This is a genomic window from Chryseobacterium sp. sg2396 (assembly GCF_042610505.1).
Classification (GTDB): domain Bacteria; phylum Bacteroidota; class Bacteroidia; order Flavobacteriales; family Weeksellaceae; genus Chryseobacterium.
The window spans coordinates 39,490-64,078 of sequence record NZ_JBHGAQ010000012.1 but is presented as its reverse complement, the minus strand read 5'-3'; the positions used below and the strand labels follow the sequence as shown (position 1 = coordinate 64,078).

Here is a 24,589-nt window from a genome sequence, read left to right as displayed (position 1 = left end):
TAATTCTTATCTTTGAAACATATAAAGCTTATGAGTACATCGTAAGCTTTTTTTGATCATTCATGCGAAGCTTATCAATAGATATTTTAAAAATTGTGATGGCGGCTTTCGTCGTCTGTCTGCATCTTCATGTATTGAAAGATTCTTATCCTTCCCTAAGCTATGTACTTGTCAATGGGCTTTTCAGGATGGGTGTTCCGGTATTTCTGATCATTTCGGGGTATTTCTTTTTCTATGTGAACGATCTTGCAAGACTGAAAAAATGGTCTTTCCGGATCTTTCTGCTGTATGCTGTCTGGTCGGTTGTTTATATTCCTTTCTGGAAAGATGATCAATACATCATGAATATTCTTTTCGGTTATCATCATTTATGGTATCTGATCGGGACTTTTTTTGCCGGGCTATTGTTATACGTTTTGAGAAATATTCCTGCTAAAACGTTGCTCTTTATTTTACTGATTTGCTTTTCAACCGGTTATACCATTCAGTATCTCGGGAATTCGCATTACTTTAGCGGCGGAACGGATGTTTTTTTCAACCTGTTTCCCGCCTACCGGAACTTCCTGTTTGTTTGCTTTCCGTTTCTGGGAATAGGATTTTTAATAAAGAAACGGGGTATTGATATCAGGCGGAAACCTTCGCTGTGGATGGTGGTTTTATTTGCAGCATTGGTAGTTGCGGAAGCTTTCGTAAATGACAGACTGCTGCATCTTCAGAAAAAAGAAAGCATTGATCTTCTCTTTTCGCTTCTGATAGCCTGCCCGCTGTTATTTCTGTACGGTAAGAGTATTACGATGAAAACGAATTCCAGAGTACTCGCAAGCATTTCAACAGCGATCTACCTTATTCATCCTTTGGTTATGGAATTCGTTTATAAATCCGGCTACTTCAGGTCTTTCCAGGATGTTGTTTTTCTGGTTATGTTAACGGCTGCCGGCTTTATCCTTGTATTTCTGAACCGCAAGTTGAAATACCTGCTGTAACCAAATGGCAAAGAATAATTCCGCAAAACAAAAAATTAGGAGCAGGATCCGCATAAAAACTTCCGGGATTCACCGCCTATGTTCCAGCCTGCCAACCATTACTTTAAAATAAAAGAGGCTACCCGGAAATTTCGGACAGCCTGTTTTATAAGTGAATGATTAATGTAAATCATAATTCATAATAACCAGTCTCAGAATAAAGTGAACCAGATCCTGCTCTGCTTCATTTCGGTTGATCAGGTGATTACGGTACTCATATGATCCTAATACTTTTACCAGTCTCATGTACGTATCGAGATCAGCATTTTTAATTTTTACCCTGGTATTCCCGTCTTTCCTTTGTACAAGTACATCATCAAGGGTTCTTATTTTAAATAAAACCTCACATGATTTCGGAACACGTCCGAAATATCGCTCTACGATATTTACTTTAAACGCATCGAAAAAAATGGTGTTAAAAACAAGGTTTGGGGTAGAATCTGGTGTGCGGAGTTGAAGCTTGTAATTCATGTGAAATTTGCATTAGCGTCTAAAACGCATGTCTTTTTAATTAAATGATTGGAGTCTATTGTAAGTCAGCAGTTAATGTGAAAAAAGAGACTTACAAAAAATGAGCCTCTTTTCAAATATTTTTTTAATTGAATAAATCTTTTACTTTATCGAAAAACGTTTTTTCTTTCCCGGACGGTTCTGCAACCATTTCCCCGCTGCTCATCTGCTTTTCAAAGAAATCTTTCTGTTCCTTTGTAAGCCGTTGGGGTGTCCATACGTTAATGTGGATAAACATATCACCTTTCCCGTAGCTGTCAATACTTGGAAGCCCTTTTCCGGCTAACCTCAGTATTTTTCCGGATTGCGTTCCCGCATCAATCGTTATTTTCACCTTTCCGCCAACAGTAGAAACTTCTTTCTTTGTTCCCAGCGCTGCTTCAGCAAAGGAGATGTATAATTCCTGATGAAGATTATCACCTTCTCTTTTAATTACTTTGTCAATTTCCTCTTCTATAATGACGAGCAAATCTCCGGGAATACCGCCGAAAGGAGCATCGTTTCCTTTTCCTCTCACGTTTAGCTGGATGCCGTCTCTGGCGCCTGCCGGGATATTAATGGTTACTTCCTCTTCATCTTTTATAAGCCCCTGCGCATTGGCACCAGCCGGAATTTTATCCGCTACTTTACCGATTCCCTGGCATGTTCCGCAGGTAGTCTGCGTCTGCATCTGTCCGAACATGGTATTCATTACCTTGAGCTGAACACCGGAACCGTTACACGTAGGACACGTTTTGGAAGTGGCACCTTCCGCCAGCTTCATTTTTTTTACTTTAATGGTCTTCTGGGTACCGTTCACCATTTCGTCGAGGTTCAGCTTGATCCTGATTCTCAGATTGGACCCTTTTACCTGCTGACGGCCGCCACCGCCACCTCCGAATCCTCCGAAACCGCCACCGAAAATATCGCCGAACTGGCTGAAAATATCTTCCATGTTCATACCGCCGCCGAAACCACCGCCGAAACCACCGTTTCCGCCCATTCCTGCGTGGCCGAACTGGTCGTATCTTGCACGTTTCTGTTCGTCGCTCAGCACCTCGTAGGCTTCTGCAGCTTCTTTAAATTTATCCTCGGCATCCTTATCACCCGGGTTCTTATCCGGGTGATATTTGATCGCCATTTTACGGTATGCTTTTTTTATCTCGTCGGCTGAGGCAGATTTACTGATCTCCAGCACCTCGTAATAATCTCTTTTTGACATCTTTATATATGAGTAATTCGTAATGAATAATGAGTAATACCGATATTGCTTATTACCCGTTACTTATTGCTTATGTTTTAATTTCCGGTTACTACTTTCGCAAAACGGATCACTTTATCTCCCAAAGTATAACCCGTTTCAATCACATCTACAATCTTCCCTTTAAGATCCTCGGACGGCGCAGGAATCTGGGTAATGGCTTCGTGGAAATCCACATTGAAGCTGTCTCCGGCTCTTACTTCCATTGCTTTAAGGCCCTTTTCTGTAAGTTTGTTTTTGAATTTGTTATAAATTAATTCAACCCCCTGCAGATCTGCTGCATTTCCGTTTTTCGCAATCTCTTTAATCGCTCTTTCAAAATCGTCCAGAACCCCCAGCATGGAGATCATCATATCCTGATTGGCATATTGGAAGAACTCCATTTTTTCTTTGGAGGTTCTCTTTTTATAGTTTTCGAATTCAGCGTATAATCTGATGTAACGGTCTTTTTCTTCTGCCAAAAGTTCCTCTGCCGTCGGTTTTGCTGTCACATTTTCCTCAGTTGCCGCTTCATTCTGAATATTCGTATCTTCCTGATTGTTGATGCTTTCTTCGTTTATATCCTGGTTTTCCATAATTCAATCTTTATTTTCCTTTTTATTCACAAACATTCTGCCAAAGAAGAAAGCATGACATTTCGTCAGATTATGGGTATATGGGAATGGTGAGAGGTCAAATGTGAATGGTGAATTTTGCTTTGCAAGTAAATGGTTAATCGTAAATTTATACGGTAAGTATTGTTGAAAAAATACAAAGCAGCAAGAATTTTTTAATGCTTCATGTGAAAAAGGGTAAGGATTTCATCTTTAATAAAATTGGATGCCTCCAGAAATCATAAACAGAATACAAACCTTTATCGTATTACGAACCATTAATTACTTATAACTCATCACTCATAACTTCTCCCTTTTCAAACCCCTTCTCCAAAAAACGTCTGGTATAAAAGGTAAAGATTTAACATAATAATAATAAATGAAATAATCCAGACACAAACTTTTAAGAACGGCTTGTTTATAAATTCACCCATTTTAGCTTTATCACTGGTAAACATCACCAGGGGAACTACGGCAAAGCTCAATTGCATGGAGAGAATAACCTGGCTTAAAACCAGAAGTTCTGTCGTACCCTGTTCACCATACAGGATGGAAACAATTAAAGCAGGAATTACAGCAATCAGTCTTGTGATCAGACGTCTCAGCCAGGGTTTTAATTTAATATTTAAAAATCCTTCCATGACGATCTGTCCTGCAAGCGTTCCGGTAAGTGTGGAATTCTGTCCGGAAGCAAGTAACGCAACGGCAAATACAATACTTGCCATTGAAGCCCCTAATATAGGAGTCAGCATCTTATAGGCATCATGGATGTCGGCTACGTCTTTATTTCCTGAGATATGAAATGTGGCGGCAGCCAGAATTAAAATGGCTCCGTTAATGAAAAAAGCCAGCATCAGCGAAACCGTGCTGTCTAAAGTGGCAAATTTAATGGCCTCTTTTTTTCCTTCCGTATCGCGCGAATAATCCCTGGTCTGCACGATGCTGCTGTGAAGGTATAAATTATGAGGCATCACGGTAGCCCCGAGAATTCCGATGGCAATATACAGCATAGCCGGATTGTAGATAATTTCCTTTTGTGGAACAAGGCCTCCTAACAATTCATTAATTGCCGGTTTTGAAATGACCAGCTCATAAATGAAACAGGCAAGGATAATGAAGATCAGGCCGCCTACAATACTTTCTATCCAGCGAAAGCCTTTTGACTGTAACAGCAGGATGAACAGAACATCCACTGTAGTAATCACAATTCCCCAGGTCAGCGGAATATGAAAAAGAAGGTTCAGGGCAATAGCAGAACCGATCACTTCTGCCAGGTCACAGGCGGCAATGGCAATCTCACAGAATATCCAGAGGATGAAATTGGTTGTCGGGCTGAAATGGTCCCGACAGGCCTGTGCCAGATCCCTTTCTGCAACCACACCCAGTTTTACGGAAAGATGTTGCAGCACCATTGCAAAAATATTGGAAATCAGAATAACCGAGAGTAGGGCATAGCCAAACTGTGCACCCCCCGCAATATCCGTTGCCCAGTTTCCGGGATCCATATAGCCTACGGCTACCATAAGCCCGGGGCCTGCAAATGCAAGGTATTTTTTCCAGAAACTTCCGTTTTTGGGAATTTTTACCGAAGAATATACTTCGGATAAGGAATGGGATGTTTTATCCTTTCGCCAGGCAGGTTTTAAATTCAGACTCATAAAATGTTAGAAATGACTAACAAATATAATTAAATTAATGAAAATTACAAAGAACAAAAGAAAATCCCGAACTATTTCCGGGATTTTGTATTATATTGAAAGAAAATTATTTAGAGAACCTTACTGCCATTTTCCGGTCGACCGCTCTTTCTGCATCTGAAGCCTTGGCATCCACTGTGGCAAATTGGCTTCCGTATCCGTCCGCTGATAATATCTGTGGCCCTACGCCTTGTTTTTCAAGCCACGACTTGATAAAATTCGCGCGGTCGGCAGATAATTTTAAGTTGCTGGCTTCATTACCGGTTTTATCGGTATATCCACCAATTTTTATTTTGGCTTCCGGATAAGCTTTCAGAATAGCTACCAAATTCTCCAGCTGCGCTTCGGAACCGGCTTCTAATTGGTTAGCGCTTCCTAATTTGAAATTTACATGGTCGAAATTATACCATTTATCTTTCAGGGCATTGTCATCTGCTGCATTCTGATAGCCTCCGGATTTAAGGAAAGCAATCATCTGATCCTCCATTCCGCCTTTATAGCCTTTTAATGCAGTACCATTCAGATCAATATCCTCATCAACTTTAGAGGTGGCAGTCATTCCCGCCGTATTTGTTGCTACTGCTGTAGTTGAGGTTGTAGTATCAGTTACAACATTTCCGGAATCGTTTACCGTTGTTGTTGTAGTGGTTTCTTTTTTATCGCACTGTTTCCACACGAAAAACCCTGCAGCCAGTAAAAGGAGAAGGGGCAGCAGCCACTTCCAGATAGAGCCATCCTGATTATTTACAGATCTTTCAGGAAAGGTACCTTCCGGTGCTGTACTTCTTGTTACTTCAATCTTGGGTTCCGCAGGTATAGGTTCTTCCTGAGCAGGCATTTTGATAGCATCTTTATCGTTGTCAAATTTATACTTGGCATCCCAGTCGCCGCTTTCATTTAATGCGGCAAGAGAAAGTCCTGCTGGTAATAAGGTAGAAACAATTCCTTTCTGTTCGTTCAGCATACTGGAGATTCCGGCCTGATCCATATTGTTATCTGCGGCATATTTGCCCAGAGAACCGACGGCAGCACCTGTAATCATATTCAAGAGGGAACTGGAAGAAGAGTTGCTGATACCGGCATAGCCCGAAATGGTTTCGATCAGCCCGTTTAACCGGTCTCCGAAAAGAACGGATAACAAACGGGAAATAGCCGAATCGTTGGATGATCCGCCAACGAGATTGCCCAGAATGCCGCTTGATGAAGCGTTTGAAATCGTATCCAATACTTCAGGATTATCGGCATTGTTGGCCAGTCCGCCCACCACTGCAGGCAATAAGCCGTCAATGGCTTTGGAAACGGAGCTTTCACTTTCCCCGAGCTGTGAGGCTGCCCGGGATTCCAGGGCTGGGCCCAACTGCCCTTTAATTAAATCAATAACGTGTAATGACATAATAAAATATTTTGAGATTAATGTTGGAATAAAAAGTAACAAAAAATAGTCCAAATACCTCCCACAAAAAAATCTGCAGAAATTTCGGGAACTTCTGCAGATTTATAATTTTAGGATAAGCAGCTAAAGAATTTAGCCTTTCATCTGTTTAATCAGATCAAATGTCAAATATTGTTCTAGTACGCTTTTGCAAATAAAACCCTTCTTTGAGAAGGTTTTCCTGAAACCATTGAAACACCTTCTTCGATATCATCATCTAAAGGAATACAACGGATCGTTGCTTTGGTTTCATCTTTAATTTGCTCTTCTTCCTCAGCAGTTCCATCCCAATGGGCATAAATGAAACCTCCTTTTTCCTCCAGCACTTTTTTGAATTCTTCGTATGTGTCAACTTTCGTGATGTTGTTCTTTCTGAATTCAAATGCTTTCGTATAGATATCTTTCTGAATGGTTTTGAGCAACTCTTCAATATAAGAATCAATACCTTCGATCGCGCGCACTTCTTTTGTTAAATTATCCCTTCTGGCAACTTCAACAGAATTGTTTTCCAGGTCTCTAGGGCCCATGGCAATTCTTACCGGAACCCCTTTTAGCTCATATTCGGCAAATTTCCAGCCCGGTTTATTCTGCGTATCGTTATCGAATTTTACGGAAATTCCTTTTGCTCTTAGTTTAGCCTGGATATCCATTGCCACTTCGCTGATCTGTGCCAACTGTTCTTCTCCTTTAAATATCGGAACAATTACGACCTGAATCGGAGCCAGTGTCGGAGGAAGCACCAGTCCGAAATCATCGGAATGGGTCATGATCAAAGCACCCATCAGACGGGTTGAAGTTCCCCATGAAGTCGCCCAGGCGTGCTCTATTTTTCCTTCTTTATTTGTGAACTTAACGTCGAAAGCCTTGGCGAAATTCTGTCCCAGGAAGTGGGAAGTTCCTGCCTGTAAAGCTTTCCCGTCCTGCATTAAAGCTTCGATACAGTAGGTTTCGTCAGCCCCCGCAAATCGTTCGGAAGGCGTCTTCAGTCCCTGGATTACCGGAATGGCCATAAAGTTTTCGGCAAAATCGGCATATACTTTATTCATTTTCTCCGCTTCTTCTACGGCTTCTTCTTTCGTAGCATGCGCCGTGTGGCCTTCCTGCCACAAGAATTCAGCTGTTCTCAGGAAAAGACGCGTCCGCATTTCCCAACGTACCACATTGGCCCACTGGTTAATTAATATTGGCAGATCCCTGTAGGATTGGATCCAGTTTTTATAGGTGTTCCAGATAATCGCTTCTGAAGTCGGGCGTACGATTAGTTCTTCTTCCAGTTTGGCATCCGGATCCACGATTAATTTAGATGGATTATTTGGATCCGTTTTTAAACGGTAATGGGTAACCACGGCACATTCTTTAGCAAAACCTTCTGCATTTTTTTCTTCAGCCTCAAACAAGCTTTTGGGCACAAACAGCGGGAAATAAGCATTTACGTGACCTGTTTCTTTGAACTTTCTGTCCATTTCATCACGCATTTTCTCCCAGATCGCATAGCCGTACGGTTTAATTACCATACATCCTCGTACTCCTGAGTTCTCAGCTAAGTCGGCTTTCACCACCAACTCATTATACCATTTGCTGTAATCTTCGCTTCTTGAGGTTAATTTTGCCATTAATTTTTTTTTAATATTTTTAACTTATTCCAATTATTGTTATCTAAAAATAAAAATCTATTTTTGATAGATTTTTGTACCGGTGCTGATGGTACATTTTTGGTACAGACTGCAAATATAATTTAAATAAAAAATTTTTACGTTATCATGAAAAAAAATATACATAAAAATTTGCTTGGCGTGCTAAAATCCAAAGGGATTCTAACCATAGCAGGCGGATTGATCTTGATGTCCTGCGGTGCCCAGATGGGTGGCTACAGCGAGACCGACGGCGTTTATTACGACCCGAATAAAGATACGCTTCCTGAAGGCGTAATTATCAATGACAGAGGAAACAGGGTAGGGGAAGATTATAATTACTATCAGGACGATTCAAACGTTGTTCAGAATGCAGAAATGAATTCCAGAGAAGGGAAATACGACTCATGGAACAATTACTCATGGAACAATACCGCAACCGATTCAGACTGGGGCAGCTATGCCGGAAGCCAGACCAATTACTACGATAATTCCTGGGGCTGGGGAGGTCCTTGGGGTTGGGGGATGTATGGCGGCTACAATCCTTACTGGGGATGGGGTGGCTATGGCGGTTACGGCTGGAGTCTCGGACTTTCATGGGGAGGCTCATGGGGCTGGGGCGGTTACGGTGGCTGGAATATGGGCTGGGGCTATCCTTATGGTGGCTGGTACGGCGCTTACAATCCATACTGGGGATGGGGTTACCCATACGGTTGGGGGTATGGCGGCGGATACTGGGGCGGCGGTTATTATGCTCCTTACAGAAGAAGTAGCGCAAACGGCAGAGGGTTTAACAGTTACAACGGCAGTTTTGGCAATAAATATGGCGTAACATCCGGAGGAATGCGAAGAAGCAACACCAATACCGGCGGATTCAGAAATTCCGATTCCAATCCGAATTACGGAGGCTTCCGGGGAACAAACGGAGGTTTCCGACAAGGAAATACCAGCGGTGGATTCAGAAGCGGCCAGAACGGGGTAAGAGCACAGGGCGGTTTCCGTAATCAGGGTCAGCCAAGACAGAACTATAACTATCAGCAACCATCGCAGCCAAGATATGATGGTGGATTTAGAAATAACGGCGGTGGATTCAATAATTCCAGCGGCGGCGGTTTCCGCTCAGGGGGCGGCGGCTTTGGCGGCGGAAGCGGCGGCGGCTTCAGATCCGGCGGCGGCGGAGGCGGAGGCTTCCGAGGTGGCAGATAATGTAAACATAATAACTATTTAAAAAAATAATGTTAAAAAAATCTTTAGCAATAATGAGTATTTCTGCTGCATTTTTTGCGCAGGCTCAAGATGTTTCCGTGATTAGAAATACCATAGACGTTTATTCTAATGCACCGAATATAGGTTCTGCTAAGTTTAATGCAATGGGAGGTTCCAACGGAGCCCTGGGAGGAGATGCGAATTCGCTGCTTACCAACCCGGCAGGTCTTGGGGTAGCTATTTCCGGAGAAATTTCAGGAACATTATCCGTTACCAATAATAAGAACACTTCATCTTATGCAGGTTCGTCTTACGGATACAGCATTAATAAGGGGGATTTAGGAAATTTAGGGGCGGTAATGACTTTTCAGCTGATGACGGAAAGTGCATGGAAGTTCATTAACATCGGAGTGAACTATTCCAACCAGTCGGTTGAAAATTATATTGAGACCCCGGGAAATAACAATCTGGTTTATGATTTCCCTGATGCAACCAGTTCATCATTCGGAAGGCATGCTTATGACCGGTACGGGTATTTATCGAAGACAAGTTTCGGAGTAGGAGCAAATTACAATAACAGCTTGTACCTTGGAGCCGGATTGAATTTCCTGAATGCATCGATTGACCAGTCGGATACGGCAATTTTTAATTCTCTGTCCAACGGAAACGCTGAATATTTCAGTAAGCAGAATACGCCATTTACTGAAAAGGCAAACGGTTTCTCCGCTTCATTAGGGGTTATCGGAAAACTGAGCCCGAACTTCAGATTAGGAGCGGCTTTGGAAACACCGACTTTCTGGAATATGGACAGAGGGTATAATTATTACAATGATCCCATTTCAGGAGACGATTTTGCTAGTGAAAACAGAAGGCTGACAACGCCAATGAAAGCTACGGTAAGTGCCGCATTTATTGCCAGTAAAAGCTTTGCTTTAAACGTTGATTATACATTGGGCATTACAAAGCCTAAGTATAAAGTATACGGAGATGCGGAAAGTGAACTGAACGACTTCTTCAAGGAAAATTATAAAAACCTGTCGGAATTAAAAATAGGTGCGGAGTACAGAATCAAGCAGTTCAGACTGAGAGGTGGATATTCTTATGCTTCAAGCCCTATTGACGCACTTACAATCAGTAAATATAATAATGACGGAAGTATTACCGATAATCAATCATACAGCAACCTGATTTTAAATAACAGAAATGCTTTATCGTTCGGTTTGGGATATGATTTCAGATCTTTCTATATCGATGCGTCGTATCAGAACATTTCTTCAAATTACAGCAATCCATTCTTATATGGTAAGGTAGACAGTAATTATGAAGCGGGATATTATTCTCCGAACCGTCTGATCTCAAGCGATGCTTACGCAGTATCGGATGTAAAGAATATCAGAAATAATTTCTTCCTTACTTTCGGATGGAAATTCTAATTTGCAGAAAATTCTGGATATATAAAAAAGGCTTTGAGTAGATTCAAAGCCTTTTTTGTACTATATCGTTAAGTAAATTAATGTGATTTGACAATGTTTATTTTATTTGAGTAAGCTAATAAATAAGAAAAGGTATTATTTTATATTACAGATCATCAAAAGTAAAATAGACAGGAAAAATTCCGGCTCCAGCTTCCTTTTTTCCAGTCTTTACAATAAATTAAGTCCGGTGTGTCCCATATGAGAATGGCCGTGAAACAGGTGCATTACCAATGCCAGGGAAATGCCTAAAATAACCAATCCGATCTTTGTCCAGTCGATGTTATGGTTTTTATTGCTTTCAAAAATAATTACGGATGAAATATGCAGGAAAATTCCTCCGACAATCGCCAGGAAATAAGGCTGCAGGTCAGGGTTAAAATAATTTCCCAACAACATTCCCATCGGTGAAGCCAGCGCAAATAAAGCAACAATCAGCAGGGAAGGATAGGATGGAGCCGATTTGGATTCTTCGGTTCTGTTAAATAAAAAAGCTCCCAGAATAAATGAGATAGGAAGATTGTGAAATACGATTCCCAAAAGGTAAGGTGAAAAATCATGCTCTTCGTTCGCTAAAGGAATCCCCTCGATGAAAGCATGAATAAAAAGCCCCACCATTAAGGCAACAGGCAAAATGTTATGCTCGCTGTGATGATGAAAATGGCCATGCTCGAAACCTTTGGTTAAAGCTTCAAGGATCATCTGTAATAAAACACCGCCAATTACAAAAATTCCGAGATTACTGCCTGTTCCGGAAGTATAAACCTCAGGGAAGACTTCATTAAGACAGATCGTGATCAGAAATCCGGCACTTAAAATGAGTAAATTTTTAGCCAGTTTTTCTTTTTTACCGAAATGCTTTCCAAGGAATACCCCTGCCATTACACTGGCGATCAGTAAAATTACCGTAATCATGATTTTTTTCTGAATAGATTAATGCACCGGGTTGAGGTTTCTTTATCAAAATCGTTGAGCTGATAATCGCCCCATATTTTTATTCTCTCAAAACCACATTCCGTTGCATAGGAATTGATGGCCTCCAGGGTGTGGAGTTTTACTTTTTCAAAAAAATGAAAAGGCTTTCCGTCCGCTTCGAATCTGATGTCTTTAACGATATGGCGTCCTTCTATTTTCTTCATGATTTTAAATTCGATATTTCCTCTCGTTACAGTGGATTCCGGGACAATATTCCTCCTTACGAATTCTTCATTCAGGTAATCGAGAACAAAATATCCGTCCGGCTTCAGCACATTGTATACCGATTGAAATACTTTCTTATCATCATTTTCATTATCGAAATACCCGAAACTGGTAAAAAGATTGAAAACCGCATCCATAGGATCGGCATCGATTGGGTTTCTCATATCATGAACGTCGAAAAGCAGGGTCTGGTTTTCAAACTGTTTGTCATATTCTATGCTTTGTCTCGAAAGATCAAGGCCCAAAACATCATAGCCGAGCTTATTGAGGAAAACAGAATGCCGTCCTTTACCACACGCCAGATCAATGATCCTGGAGTTTTTAGGAAGCTCAAGCTCTTCCGTAAGTTTTGTAATGAAGTTTTCTGCTTCCGTATAGTCTCTGTTGCTATACAGTAAATGATAATAAGGGGTATCAAACCAAGATTCAAACCATTCCATCCTGCAAAAATAGTGTTTTTTGACCGACTGTCCGCAGCGGTTACCCCATGGTTTTCAAAGGTCGCAGCGATTTCTCTTGCCGGCAGGCTGATAACCAACCACTAAAAATCGTATTTTTGCATTATGAATACAGAAAATATACAGATCCAGATAAAAACATTCTTCGGATTGGAGCAGATTCTTGCGGAAGAGATTAAAAAGCTGGGCGGACGAAAGGTTGAAGTGAAAAACCGTGCCGTAAACTGTGAAGGTGATTTAGGCTTTTTATATAAGATTAACTATTCTGCCAGAACCGCTCTGAAAATTTTGGTGCCGATCCACGAATTTAAGGCTTTCAACCAGCATCAGTTCTATGACCGGCTTTTTAAGTTTAACTGGGAAGATTTTATGGATGTGGACCAGTCGTTTGCCATTGATTCGACGGTGAATTCTGAAACCTTCAAGCACTCGCAGTTTGTGACGTTAAAAATGAAGGATGCGATCGTGGATTATTTTCAGGATAAATTCAAAAAACGTCCGAATGTGGAAACACGAAACCCGGATATTAAGTTTCACCTTCACATCGACCGTGAACTGATTACCATTTCTCTGGATTCCTCAGGCGATCCATTATTCAAAAGAGGATATCGCAGAGAGCAGGGGGAAGCACCGATCAATGAAGTATTGGCCAGCGGAATGCTTCAGCTCGCAGGCTGGGACGGAAAAGGAAATTTTCTAGACCCGATGTGCGGTTCCGGAACACTTCTTATCGAAGCCGCAATGATTGCCCTGGACCTTCCTGCACAGATTTTCAGAAGAGGCTTTGCTTTCCAGAACTGGAAAAATTATGATGCCGATCTGTTTAAAAAAATCAAGGAATTCCGGATCAACCGGGTGAAAGAATTTACCGGGAAAATTGTTGGTTACGACATCGATGCCCGTATGCTGAATGCCGCCAGAATCAATATCGAAGCTGCTGAAATGGAAGATGTGATTGAAGTGAAAAAACAGAATTTCTTCGATTCCAAAAAAGAACTTTTCCCATTGCTGATGGTGTTTAATCCGCCATATGATGAGAGAATCTCTATTAATGATGATGATTTCTATAAGAAAATAGGGGATACTTTTAAAACACATTACCCGAATACATTAGCCTGGCTGATCTCATCCGATCTGGAAGCCGTAAAGAAAATCGGTCTCCGCCCGTCAAGAAAAATCAAGCTTTTCAACGGGAAGCTCGAAACACGTTTTCTTCAGTATGAAATGTATGAGGGAACAAAAAAAGTGCATAAGCTGGAAAATTAATAGCTACAGAAACCTTTCGCATTGCGGAAGGTTTTTTATTTTTGTCAAAACGTAAATCATGAATTGGGATTTCCTTGATTTTTTTGATATACTCACAGATGTTCTGGATTTACTGGGGAATACATCAACCTCACCGGAAACAAACTACCACCAAAAGGTGCCGGTGAAAAAGAAAACAAAATACCTTACTGAAAAGATAAGTGCTGTACTCCTATTTTTTTCTTCCGTTCTGCTGTTCTTCGTTTTTAAAAATCCTCCATCTGCTGAAAATTATGTTGCATACTCTGATTGTCTGTTCACTGATCGGATTTTCCATCTCGCTGGTCTTTTTCTTTATTCTGTATTCTTTGGAGAAGTACTATTTTAAAAATGTTTTTCAGTGGATTTTCTTTAGTGTATCGGTCATCTCATTTTTTATTTCATTGGTTTTCTGTATTTATTTTAAATCCGGACTATTTATTTAAACGGAATATAATTCCGGTTAGTATTAGCGTTGTGTCATCCTGAGGTTCTCGAAGGATTTCATACGTCACAAGTATCATTAATCATGATTTCTTTATGCAGTACTTTGTCGTAAAGTGGCTTCGAGAGCCTCAGCCTGACAGTGCGTACATGCAGTTTGGTTTGAAGTAAATAACGGTAGATTTCTATGAAGCATAATTCAGGTAGTATTAGCGTTGTGTCATCCTGAGGTTCTCGAAGGATTTCATACGTCACAAGTATCATTAATCATGATTTCTTTATGCAGTACTTTGTAGTAAAGTGGCTTCGAGAGCCTCAGCCTGACAGTGCGTACATGCAGTTTGGTTTGAAGTAAATAACTGTATATTTGTATGAAACATAATTCAAGTAGTATTAGCGTTGTGTCATCCTGAGGTTCTCGAAGGAATTTCATACGTCGCCAATATTATTGATTATGATTTCTTTCTTTCAAAGGGCTTCGAGAGCCTCAGCCTGACAGTGCGTACATGCAGTTTGGTTTGAATTAAATAACTGTATATTTTTATGAAACATAATTCAGGTAGTATTAGCGTTGTGTCATCCTGAGGTTCTCGAAGGAATTTCATACGTCGCCAATATTATTGATTATGATTTCTTTATTTAAAAGGGCTTCGAGAGCCTCAGCCTGACAGTGCGTACATGCAGTTTGGTTTGAATTAAATAACTGTCTATTTTTATGAAACATAATTCAAGTAGTATTAGCGTTGTGTCATCCTGAGGTTCTCGAAGGAATTTCATACGTCGCCAATATTATTGATTATGATTTCTTTATTTAAAAGGGCTTCGAGAGCCTCAGCTTGACAGTGCGTACATGTAGTTTGGTTTGAATAGAAATGGCTGTTTATTTAAATGGAATATAATTTCGGTTAGTATTAGCGTCATGTCATCCTGAGGTTCTCGAAGGATTTTTCACACACTGCCAACTATTATGTATTTGGTTTTCTTCTTTTTGATAAGTTAGGAAGTTTTTCCCATTCATCATTAATGATCGCTTCTTTCTTTTTTCTGCTCCATCCTTTTACCTGCTTTTCAAAGGCAATGGCTTGGTTCACGTCTTTAAATTCTGTGTGAAAAACCAATTCAACAGGTCTTCTTGAATAAGTGTATGAATTAGGATTGATACCTTCTATATGGTATTGTATTCTCTTTTCAATATCATTTGTAACACCGGTATAATAGGAATTGTCAGAACATTTGAGAATGTAAACGTAGTATCTTTTCATATTGTATTTTTATTTAATTAAAGATATGAATATTTGCGGAAAGGCTTCGAGAGCCTCAGCCTGACAGTGCGTACATGCAGTTTGGTTTGAATTAAAAGGCTGTATATTTTTACGGGACATAATTCAGGTTAGTATTAGCGTTGTGTCATCCTTAGGCTCTCGAATGAATTTATACGTCGCCAGTATTATTGATTATGGTACATATATGTAGATTGTTTTGAGTTAAATTACGATCTGAAGAAATTTTCAGTTTATAAATTATCATAAATGCTTTGCGCATTCCTCCATGAATAAGTAATTTTGAAAAATTTTCAGATTTGAAGCCTACCATTTCCATTGTTGTTGCCATTTTTAACCGCCGAGACGAACTTTTTGAGCTCCTAAATTCTCTTACTGCACAGACGGACAGAGCGTTTGAGGTCATTATTGTAGATGACGGTTCCATGATCGATCTGAAACCTACCGTTGAGAATTTTACCGAATTCTTGAAGATTAAATATTTCCGTAAAGATAATTCCGGACCCGGTTTATCGAGAAATTACGGTGCCAGGAGAGCTGAAAACGAATGGCTGGTTTTTGTAGACAGCGATGTGATTGTCGAAAAGGACTATATCGAAAATATCAAAAAAAATATTCTTGAAATTCCGTGCGATGCTTTCGGAGGGGCGGATAAGGCGCATAAAGGATTCAACCTGATGCAGAAAGCCATTTCTTATTCCATGACCTCCGTTTTTACTACGGGCGGAATACGGGGAAGTAAAAAAGCGGTTTCCAAGTTTCAGCCGAGAAGCTTTAATATGGGCGTGAAAAAAGAAGTTTTTGAAAGAGTAGGAGGCTTTTCCGAAATGCGGATCGGTGAAGATCCGGACTTATCTATGACCCTTTGGGAAAACGGTTTTACAACAGCATTTTTCGATAATATTGCGGTGTATCATAAGCGCAGGGTAGACTTCGGGAAATTTTCAAGACAGGTATATCAGTTTGGTTGTGCCCGTCCGATCCTTAATCAGCGGCATCCTGATTTTGTGAAAATTTCATTTGCTTTTCCTACTTTATTTCTGATCGGCTACCTCATGGGTTTTCTGGAATATTTCATTCTCGGAAAAGGAATTATTCTGGCCTTTTACGGATTATATACTTTCATGGTGCTTTTCCACGCCCTGCTGGTTACCAAAAATATAAGCATTACCGGAATGGCTGTCATTGCCACTTATATTCAGATGTTTTCATACGGTTACGGATTCTTAAAATCCTGGGTGCTGTTGAATATTTTCAGAATGAAACCCGAAGAAGCCTTCCCGAATCATTTCCATAAAAATTAACCGGTATTTTGTGTTCATAAATCTCGATTTACAGAAGTATTCTCGATGGACTACTATTATTAAACAGTTTTATGGACTTAAAAATAGTCAGTTTCCAAAAAACTTAGATGAATTTTCGACATTAAACATCTCGGTGATCTTTTACAAGTGAAACGGTTTTGCGAAACTTAAATACAGTTAGTAGTGAAAAAACTTCGTGTTTAATATCTATCAAATAAAAAAGCTGTCGAATCAACAACAGCTTTCTACAATAATTAGGGTATGGAGATGGTTTCATGGCTGAGAACACCTGTTTTTATCATGCATTCTCTCATCTTTTCGTAGGTTCGTTCGATGTCATGATCCAGTCCTATGGAAAACCGGATCAGTCCGTCGGAAATTCCCATGGCCGCGCGTTCTTCTTCCGGGATTTCGGAGGAGGTGGAGCTTCCGGAGCATGAGAATAAAGTTTTGTAAAAGCCAAGGCTTACCGCGAGATAGCCAAGGTTTTCCTGCTGCATCAATTCCATCAGTTCATTGGCCTTTTCTGTGGTTCCGGCATCTAAAGTCAGTAAACCGCCGAATCCGTATTCTTCATGCATCATGCTTTTCATGAGTTCGTGGTTTTTGTGGGATTTCAGGCCGGGATAAACAACCCTTAATCCGTCTTCTTCAAATTTCCGGGCCAGATACATGGCGTTATGGCTATGCTGCTTTATCCGGATATGAAGCGTTCTGAGGTTTTTTAAAACACTTGCAGAACGCAGGCTATCCATGGTCGGGCCCAGCAGCATGCAGGCTCCGGTATTTACATTTTTGGTGTCGTTAATAAATTCCTGGGATCCACAATAAACACCGCCTACCGTATCGCTGCTTCCGTTTATAAACTTCGTCAGGGAGTGGATCACGATGTCTGCACCCAGTAACCGTGGAGAAATGGAAAGTGGTGAGAAGGTGTTGTCTACAATCATTTTCAGGTTATGCCTTTTGCAGATTTCAGACAACTTTTTCAGGTCGGCAACTTCCAGAAGCGGATTGCTTACACTTTCGCAATATATGATTTTGGTATTTTCGGTGATGGCATTTTCGATCGACTCAAAATTACTGATGTCTACAAAGGTTGTATTGATGTGAAAAGAGGGAAGGAAATTCTTCATAAAGGCATACGTTCCTCCGTAGATCGTCCGGCTGGAAATAATATGGTCGCCGCTCTTGCAGACCTGCATCAGTACGGAAGTGATGGCCCCCATCCCTGAAGCGGTTACGTTGGCTGCTTCGGTGTTTTCAAGTTTTGCCAATGCCTGGGAAAGATACAGGTTCATCGGGGAAGAATGACGGGAATAAAGATAGCATCCTTCTGCATTTCCTTCAAATGTATCAAACATCGTTTTAGCAGACAGGAAAGTATAGGTGGAGCTGTCTGAAATCGAAGGATTTACTCCTCCGAATTCTCCAAAATACTGTAAATCCTGAATTTCGTTGGCTGCATTAAAGTCTTTCATATCACACATTATTTTATGCGGTAAATATGATTAACTTTCCGAATTATTACAATGGAATTTTAAATTGTTAGAATATAAATCTATTATTTTTAAAATAAGAAGAAAAAAAGTTTATTATATTTGAATAAAGTAAAATTTTAACAAAAAATTGTCTATGAATTTCGATGAAACGGACCAAAAACTGCTGCTTTTTTTGCAGGAAGATTCCAAGCAGACCACCAAAGAACTCTCCCATAAGCTAGGATTATCGGTTACGGCTGTATACGAACGCATCCGGAAAATGGAAAATACAGGAGTGATCTCAAAGTATGTAGCCCTGCTGGACAGGAAAAAGATCAACAGGAATTTCATTGTGCTCTGCCATATCAAACTCGCACAGCATAAAAAGGAATATGTTCTTCAGTTTGAAAGAGAAGTCATGAACCTGCAGGAAGTCACCGAATGTTTCCATGTAAGCGGTGATTACGATTATATTTTAAAGATCGGCGTAAAGGATATGGAAGATTACCGAAACTTCATGCTTTCAAAGCTTACGACCTTACAGCATATTGCAAGTACCCACAGTTCGTTTATGATTTCTGAAGTAAAGAATACTACAGCGATTGTTATATAATTTTTAAGAGTATATTTCCCGCGGATTTGCACAGCTTTTAGCGAATATAAATAGATTGTATTTGTTTATTCCGTCGGGATCTAATTGTGTATTAGCCTATCGCCTGAAAATATTGAATTATCTTCTTACTGGTTTCTCATTTTAACTTCCAGCTAAATATTAAAAGTTTTAAATTAAAACTCCATTTTTAGAAGCAATCGGATCCGGCAGGTCTGTTTCGCCTGTCATCTGCAGCAGGTCAATTTCAATGGTCCGGCAGATGGAAAGCATTGGGATGTCAAACATCAGTCCTTCAAAAGGATTTTCGGAATAATCGCCAACCAGTTCCATAATTATATAGATCCATCCAATCGTTATACAAAACGGAATGGAAGCCCAGATTCCCCAGTCTCCCAACTTGGCAAATTCACTCACAAGCCCTAAAGGAAGCAGCATAATGAAAATAATATTAAAAACAAACGCCGTACTTGCGAACTGTCTGGGAAGCGGAAACTTTTTAATTCTTTCGGCCTGTCCCTGCAGGGCATAAAATTCATTTAAACAATCCTGCAGCTGTTTCTGATTAAAATCTGAAATGGCATTCATGTTTTTCAGTTCGTTCACATCCTTTGATTGTTGGGCAATAAGGTAGGTTGCAAAATTTTTGTAACGGGATTGTAAACTTACTTCTTCCTCAGATAAATATTTATTAAGGAAAATAGGTGTTCTGCCATAATCGGGAAATCCTGCTTTAATCAGGCGGTTTCTTTTATGGTCGATATTTTTAAACTGGTCTTCTTCTACTTTAATGTGCTCCCATTCGGTGGGAATCAGAAGCTGCTCGCGCAATTGATACAGCCATGCAATATGACGGCATACTATTTTTTTCCGGCGGTCTTCAAGATCAGATTTTTCCATCTGTTCCTGTTCGGTATGGAAGGCATAGACCATTGATCCCAACATTCTGCTTGAATTCACGATTCCGCCCCAGATTTTTCTGGCTTCCCATAATCGGTCGTACGCCTGGTTATTTTTAAAACCCACCAAAAAAGCTTCTGCGGTACCGATCAGTGCTACGGGAACCCATGGGATAATCATCCAGTCCCAGTGGAAAAAGTGAAAAAGCACCGCAATTAACGTACACCAGATGGAGATAAGAATCACATGGAATCCCGATAGATTGAAAATTTGTTTGTAATTGACGTATTTTGTTGTAATCATGCGCTTTATAAACTTAATGAAGTCAGCGAAAAAGTAAGCAAAATAAATACCATGTTTTTGTGGTAGCTGTCAGGTTACAGAGTACGGATGGATATTTTGAACAAGGCACAAAAAAAACCTCCGAATTCCGGAGGTTAATTATTTTGTATCTGAATTAATAGTTCAGCATTTCTTCGATTTTTGCACCCAGTTTTTCTGCATTCGGCAGCATTTCCTTTTCGAGGATGAGATTAATCGGAACTGCCGGAACATCCAGAGCTCCCATGGTTTCCACCGGAGCATCCAGGTACCGGAAACAGTTTTTGGAAATCCTGTGGGCAAAGGCTTCTGCAAAGGAATTGTTCAGCTGTTCTTCCGTCAGGACGATACATTTTCCATGGGCTTTCACTCTTTCGAAAACCAATTCTTCATCAAGAGGAATCAAAGTTCTCAGATCAATAACTTCAACCCTTCCGCTGAAGTTCTTTGCAGCTTCCTTAGCCCAGTATATACCCATTCCATAGGTCACAATTAATAAGGTTCTCCCTTTTTCGGTTTCGTCCTGATCTGCTTCGATAATCACTTTTCCTTTTCCGAAAGGTAGAATATAATCTTCAGCCGGCTCGATGGTTTTGGCATCTTCCGTTCCCGGAACCTTGCTCCAGTAAAGGCCTTTGTGCTCCAGCATGATTACCGGGTTCGGGTCATAATAGGCAGCCTTCAGCAAACCTTTAAAATCTGCCGCATTGCTCGGGTAAGCAATTTTAATCCCTTTGATATTGGCCAGGATACTTTCCACGCTTCCGCTGTGGTAAGGTCCGCCGCCGCCGTATGCACCGATCGGGACACGGATGATATTGCTGACCGGGAATTTTCCCTGGCTTAAATAGCTTGATTTTGAAATTTCCGTAATCAGCTGGTTGATTCCCGGATAAATATAATCGGCAAACTGTACTTCAACGATTGGTTTTAGCCCAACTGCACTCATTCCCGTCGTAGAACCGATAATATAAGCTTCCTGAATTGCAGTGTTGAATACCCTTTTACTTCCGAATTTCTTTCCTAACGTCACCGTTTCACGGAAGACCCCGCCGATTCTTTCACCCACATCCTGGCCGTATAATAAGGCTTCCGGATGCTTCCACATCAGTTCCTGGATTGCGTGAATCGCGGCATCTACCATCACAATCTTTTCTCCGCCATGAGGTTCCCGGGATCCGGTTTCTTCAATAATCGGTGTCGGTGCAAAAACATGCTGCATCACCGTTTCAGGTTTCGGATCTTCAGCGTTTTTAGCCTTCTCGAAAGCTTCTTCCGCCTCAAGACGCGCTTTTTTCGTAATGTGTTTTAATAATTCTTCGTCAACACCGGATTCCAGCAAATGGTTTCTGAGGATTTCTCCCGGATCTTTTGCCCGGTGCTTGGTCAGGTCTTCTTCATCTCTGTAAAATTCCCTTCTTACTCCGGAAGTATGATGTCCGATCAGAACAGTTTTTGCACATACGACCAAAGGTTTTCTTTCGGTACGTACAAAATCCACCGCCTTCTTCATAACCTCGAAGCTTTCAACAAAATCGGTTCCGTCTACCCTCATTCTGCTCAATCCTGTAAAGCCTGCTACAAATTCGTAGGCATCGCATGTCCTTGCTTCCTCTTTGGTTACGGAAATTCCCCATTCGTTATCCTGAACCAGGAAAATAATAGGAAGCTGGTGCAGGGCGGAAAACTGAAGCGCTTCACTCACTTCACCTTCCGTTACCGAATTGTCACCAAGGCTGCAGACAACCACCGGATTGTTCTCAAACTGCTGTAAGTTAAAATCCTGGATGTATTTGATTCCCTGCGCAACACCTGCTGTCGGAATGGTCTGCATTCCCGTAGCCGAACTCTGATGAATGATTTTCGGCTTGTCTTCATCGCGGCTGGAAGGGTGGGAATAATACGATCTCCCTCCCGAAAAAGGATCATCAGCCTTTGCTAACAGCTGCAGCATCAATTGGTAGGGTTGGAAACCGATACCTAAAAGAATGCTTTCGTCTCTGTAATAAGGAGAAACCCAGTCTTCTTTTTTCAGCTGATAAGCTGTTGCCAGCTGGATCGCTTCATGTCCTCTTGATGTACTGTGAACATATTTGGTAATATTTCGGTTTTCTTCATAAATGTCTGCCATTGCCTTGGCAAGCATCATATGGTTGTAAGCCTTTAGCAGAATATCCTGAGAAACTTTTTCGTGAAGTGTATTTTCCATAGAAGGCAAAGATAAACAAAAAAATAAAACACTAACAACTGTTAGTGTTTTATAGGTTGTAATGTAGTAAATAATTGATTTTCTATTCTTTAATTATTTTTTTTGAAATGATATTGTTACCGGTTTTAACTTCTACAATGTATATTCCTTTAATGTAGGAAGAAAGGTCAAGGCTTTGTTCGTTGCCTTGCACGGTACCTGACTGCAGTTTTTTTCCGGATAGGTCATAAACTGAAAATATGGACCGCGCAGGAGCTTTGAATACTTTTACATAATCTTTGGTAATGGTAGGAGCAATGATGATCCCGCTGTCTTTCGTTACGTCACTTGTCCCTAAAACGGATGCTTGGTTAATACCTGTTGCCATAATGGAATAATTCTGGGGCGCAGGATTGCCGGAATCGTCAACTAATGTTCCTTTATTGCTGATTTCAACCCTGTATACTCTTCCGGCTACCGGGTTATCAAGTACCACCTGCTCTACGTTGTCGACGGTGTTGTCGGCTTTTGTTGCAGGGGTCATCGGGTTATTGGCATCCAGTTTCCATGGATAATATATGGTATTGTTCGTCGTATCAATAATCCTCACATCAAGATCGTTGATCAGTTTGGAAGTTCTGTTATTATAAACATCCGATACGAACTGATAATTAGGTTCATATTCAGGGTCAATCCAGCTGACGGTCACTTTCAAAGGCTCACTTCCGGATGCGGTAATCAATTTATTGTTTTTCACACCGCTGATCAGTGTTTCATCATTAAAAATAACGGTATTGTTCGCTTTTCCGACCAATAATTCTGCTCCCTTCTTTGCATTGATGAATCCCCAGCCGAACCACGGATCCGGACCTGCATTTCCTGCCTCGGAAGCCGAATGTACGGTAAGGACTTTTGCAGACGCCGCATTAAATACTGCATTGTTAAACAGCTGCTTGTAAATCTGTGTCCACAGCCCGATGATCCCCGTTACAACCGGTGCTGAAAAGGAAGTTCCGCTGCCACCTGCCCAGGCGTTGCTTCCTGTAGCAGAAGTGGAAGCATAATATACATCAGTACCTACAGTGGAAATATCGGGTTTTATACCGCCGTCATCTCTCGGGCCTGCACTGCTGTAATCGGAATGTACTACATCGGATGCGCTGGTATATCGGTAATTGTTGGCACCGATAATGTCGGTAGCGCCCACCACGATAATATTTTTTGCCAGGGATCCGGGGCCGATGCAGTCGTACCCGAGTGAGCAGTTATTAGCAGGAACGGTATCGCTGGAACTGAATGGGGCCTGTCCGCTGGAAGTTTTGTAGTATTTGGGAACAGTGGAACCGGTTCCATTAGGGCCCATGCCGAAAGAATTTCCGGCAGATTTCACGATAACAAAAGACGGGTTGTTGTAAACCAGCGCATCATAATTGTAGTCGTTTGAATCATAAGTCCCCTGAAAATCGTAAAACGTACCTCCGCTTTTGGAACCGTTGTAGATATATGAAGAAATATTTCCGCTGCTGTCGTAATTTTCATTCCATCCGGAATTAATTCCATAGGAGTGGTTCGAAATATTGGGTTGGGACGTTTGTATTTTCTGAAACACCGTACTTGTTGAGGTATCTCCGGGCAGAGTAGTGGTGCTGAACATATAGCTGTCCATGGTGGAATTAATGGCCACTCCTTTTGCGTTTCCTACCGAAACGCCGCTGCTGTTTGTAAGCGGAGCGTTTTTTCCTCCGATAAAGCTTCCTACTCCCGTAGAATGATCGGAATAGCTCTGCGAACTGTCCTCTTTGTTCGTAACCCTTCCTGGTGCATTGTTAAAAGCCGTATGGGATCCATAGATCCTTCCGCCGTCAAAAATGGTATATTTGATATTTTCTCCGTTGAATGAACCTGAAAGTCCTGAAATATTTCCGGGCGTATTCAGCAGATCCGAGTTGGCGTTCATCAGCTGCCGGGTATCCTGTTCCTGCAGGAAGTAAGGCACACCGAAATGAAAGCCGCCCAACCGGGATTTTAAGGAATCTATTTTTTTCTGTGTCGCACTGTCCGGGCTTTTCCCGTAAATTTTTTCAGCATAAGCATCGAACTGTTTTTCATTTTCTATTTTCTGCTTTTCGAATTCTCTTTTCAGCTGATCATTGCCTTTTTGTGCATACATGGAAAGGCAGAATAAAGTCCCTGCCAGAATTAGATGTTTTTTCATGCCGTTAATGATTAAGTAAATATTTCATAACAAATGTAGACAAGATTCAGGATTATCGATAACGAATAAGCTTTCAGATAATGAATCTTAATTAAATTTTA

At 40.9% G+C, this 24,589-nt stretch carries 20 protein-coding genes; 7 read left to right on the top strand and 13 right to left on the bottom strand.

Annotation, left to right across the window (positions count from 1 at the left end; translation table 11 throughout):
- The first annotated feature begins 62 nt into the window (after positions 1-62).
- Positions 63-983, top strand: coding sequence for an acyltransferase family protein (locus tag ACED20_RS13380; RefSeq protein ID WP_378105119.1), 921 nt, complete (start codon positions 63-65; stop codon positions 981-983).
- 159 nt (positions 984-1,142) lie between these two features.
- Here ACED20_RS13380 and ACED20_RS13375 read toward each other — a convergent pair whose 3' ends face one another.
- The 6 genes from ACED20_RS13375 to proS all read right to left on the bottom strand — a co-directional run bounded on the left by ACED20_RS13375 (position 1,143) and on the right by proS (position 8,107).
- Positions 1,143-1,493 (bottom strand): prevent-host-death protein, encoded by a 351-nt coding sequence (locus ACED20_RS13375; RefSeq protein WP_294199809.1) that lies wholly within the window; start codon positions 1,491-1,493, stop codon positions 1,143-1,145.
- 124 nt (positions 1,494-1,617) lie between these two features.
- Positions 1,618-2,733 (bottom strand): molecular chaperone DnaJ, encoded by a 1,116-nt coding sequence (gene dnaJ, locus ACED20_RS13370; protein ID WP_294199811.1) that lies wholly within the window; start codon positions 2,731-2,733, stop codon positions 1,618-1,620.
- 77 nt (positions 2,734-2,810) lie between these two features.
- Positions 2,811-3,350 (bottom strand): nucleotide exchange factor GrpE, encoded by a 540-nt coding sequence (locus ACED20_RS13365; protein ID WP_378105232.1) that lies wholly within the window; start codon positions 3,348-3,350, stop codon positions 2,811-2,813.
- Positions 3,351-3,682: 332 nt separating this feature from the next.
- The gene (locus ACED20_RS13360) at positions 3,683-5,023 is read right to left on the bottom strand and encodes an Nramp family divalent metal transporter (RefSeq protein WP_378105117.1); all 1,341 of its coding nucleotides are present in this window, start codon (positions 5,021-5,023) and stop codon (positions 3,683-3,685) included.
- A 106-nt stretch (positions 5,024-5,129) separates the two neighbouring features.
- Positions 5,130-6,455, bottom strand: coding sequence for a DUF937 domain-containing protein (locus tag ACED20_RS13355; protein ID WP_378105114.1), 1,326 nt, complete (start codon positions 6,453-6,455; stop codon positions 5,130-5,132).
- 176 nt (positions 6,456-6,631) lie between these two features.
- The gene (gene proS / locus ACED20_RS13350) at positions 6,632-8,107 is read right to left on the bottom strand and encodes a proline--tRNA ligase (RefSeq protein ID WP_294203696.1); all 1,476 of its coding nucleotides are present in this window, start codon (positions 8,105-8,107) and stop codon (positions 6,632-6,634) included.
- 147 nt (positions 8,108-8,254) lie between these two features.
- On the opposite strand from proS, the gene ACED20_RS13345 reads away from it, so the two are divergent.
- Positions 8,255-9,331, top strand: a complete 1,077-nt coding sequence (locus ACED20_RS13345) for a prolyl-tRNA synthetase (RefSeq protein WP_378105112.1) — start codon at positions 8,255-8,257, stop codon at positions 9,329-9,331.
- Positions 9,332-9,384: 53 nt separating this feature from the next.
- On the top strand, positions 9,385-10,764 hold the full coding sequence (locus tag ACED20_RS13340; RefSeq protein ID WP_294203698.1) for an OmpP1/FadL family transporter: 1,380 nt from the start codon (positions 9,385-9,387) through the stop codon (positions 10,762-10,764).
- A gap of 210 nt (positions 10,765-10,974) precedes the next feature.
- Here ACED20_RS13340 and ACED20_RS13335 read toward each other — a convergent pair whose 3' ends face one another.
- A complete protein-coding gene (locus ACED20_RS13335; protein ID WP_294294749.1) occupies positions 10,975-11,715 on the bottom strand; it encodes a ZIP family metal transporter in 741 nt (246 codons plus the stop codon).
- A complete protein-coding gene (locus ACED20_RS13330; protein WP_363315609.1) occupies positions 11,715-12,443 on the bottom strand; it encodes a methyltransferase domain-containing protein in 729 nt (242 codons plus the stop codon). Before ACED20_RS13330 ends, ACED20_RS13335 begins: the two co-directional genes overlap by 1 nt.
- 123 nt (positions 12,444-12,566) lie before the next feature.
- Between ACED20_RS13330 and ACED20_RS13325 the strand changes: the two genes are divergently transcribed.
- Complete coding sequence (locus ACED20_RS13325) at positions 12,567-13,727, top strand: class I SAM-dependent RNA methyltransferase (RefSeq protein ID WP_294319210.1); 1,161 nt, start codon at positions 12,567-12,569, stop codon at positions 13,725-13,727.
- 58 nt (positions 13,728-13,785) lie between these two features.
- Positions 13,786-14,094: a hypothetical protein gene (locus ACED20_RS13320; protein WP_378105108.1), complete on the top strand. Its 309-nt coding sequence runs from the start codon at positions 13,786-13,788 to the stop codon at positions 14,092-14,094.
- 1,060 nt (positions 14,095-15,154) lie between these two features.
- Here the strand turns inward: ACED20_RS13320 and ACED20_RS13315 are convergent.
- Complete coding sequence (locus tag ACED20_RS13315; RefSeq protein ID WP_294294741.1) at positions 15,155-15,451, bottom strand: GIY-YIG nuclease family protein; 297 nt, start codon at positions 15,449-15,451, stop codon at positions 15,155-15,157.
- A gap of 317 nt (positions 15,452-15,768) precedes the next feature.
- Between ACED20_RS13315 and ACED20_RS13310 the strand changes: the two genes are divergently transcribed.
- Complete coding sequence (locus ACED20_RS13310; protein WP_294223462.1) at positions 15,769-16,773, top strand: glycosyltransferase family 2 protein; 1,005 nt, start codon at positions 15,769-15,771, stop codon at positions 16,771-16,773.
- Positions 16,774-17,027: 254 nt separating this feature from the next.
- On the opposite strand, the gene ACED20_RS13305 is transcribed toward ACED20_RS13310, so the two are convergent.
- Complete coding sequence (locus tag ACED20_RS13305) at positions 17,028-18,254, bottom strand: aminotransferase class I/II-fold pyridoxal phosphate-dependent enzyme (RefSeq protein ID WP_294223459.1); 1,227 nt, start codon at positions 18,252-18,254, stop codon at positions 17,028-17,030.
- Between the two features lie 154 nt (positions 18,255-18,408).
- Here ACED20_RS13305 and ACED20_RS13300 point away from each other — a divergent pair, with 154 nt between their 5' ends.
- A complete protein-coding gene (locus ACED20_RS13300; RefSeq protein WP_294203705.1) occupies positions 18,409-18,867 on the top strand; it encodes an Lrp/AsnC family transcriptional regulator in 459 nt (152 codons plus the stop codon).
- A 168-nt stretch (positions 18,868-19,035) separates the two neighbouring features.
- Here ACED20_RS13300 and ACED20_RS13295 read toward each other — a convergent pair whose 3' ends face one another.
- From ACED20_RS13295 to ACED20_RS13285, 3 genes are all read right to left on the bottom strand, one after another.
- Complete coding sequence (locus ACED20_RS13295) at positions 19,036-20,067, bottom strand: bestrophin family protein (protein ID WP_294203707.1); 1,032 nt, start codon at positions 20,065-20,067, stop codon at positions 19,036-19,038.
- Positions 20,068-20,221: 154 nt separating this feature from the next.
- The gene (locus tag ACED20_RS13290; RefSeq protein ID WP_378105104.1) at positions 20,222-22,294 is read right to left on the bottom strand and encodes a thiamine pyrophosphate-dependent enzyme; all 2,073 of its coding nucleotides are present in this window, start codon (positions 22,292-22,294) and stop codon (positions 20,222-20,224) included.
- 82 nt (positions 22,295-22,376) lie between these two features.
- The gene (locus tag ACED20_RS13285; RefSeq protein WP_378105100.1) at positions 22,377-24,488 is read right to left on the bottom strand and encodes a S8 family peptidase; all 2,112 of its coding nucleotides are present in this window, start codon (positions 24,486-24,488) and stop codon (positions 22,377-22,379) included.
- Between the last annotated feature and the right edge of the window lie 101 nt (positions 24,489-24,589).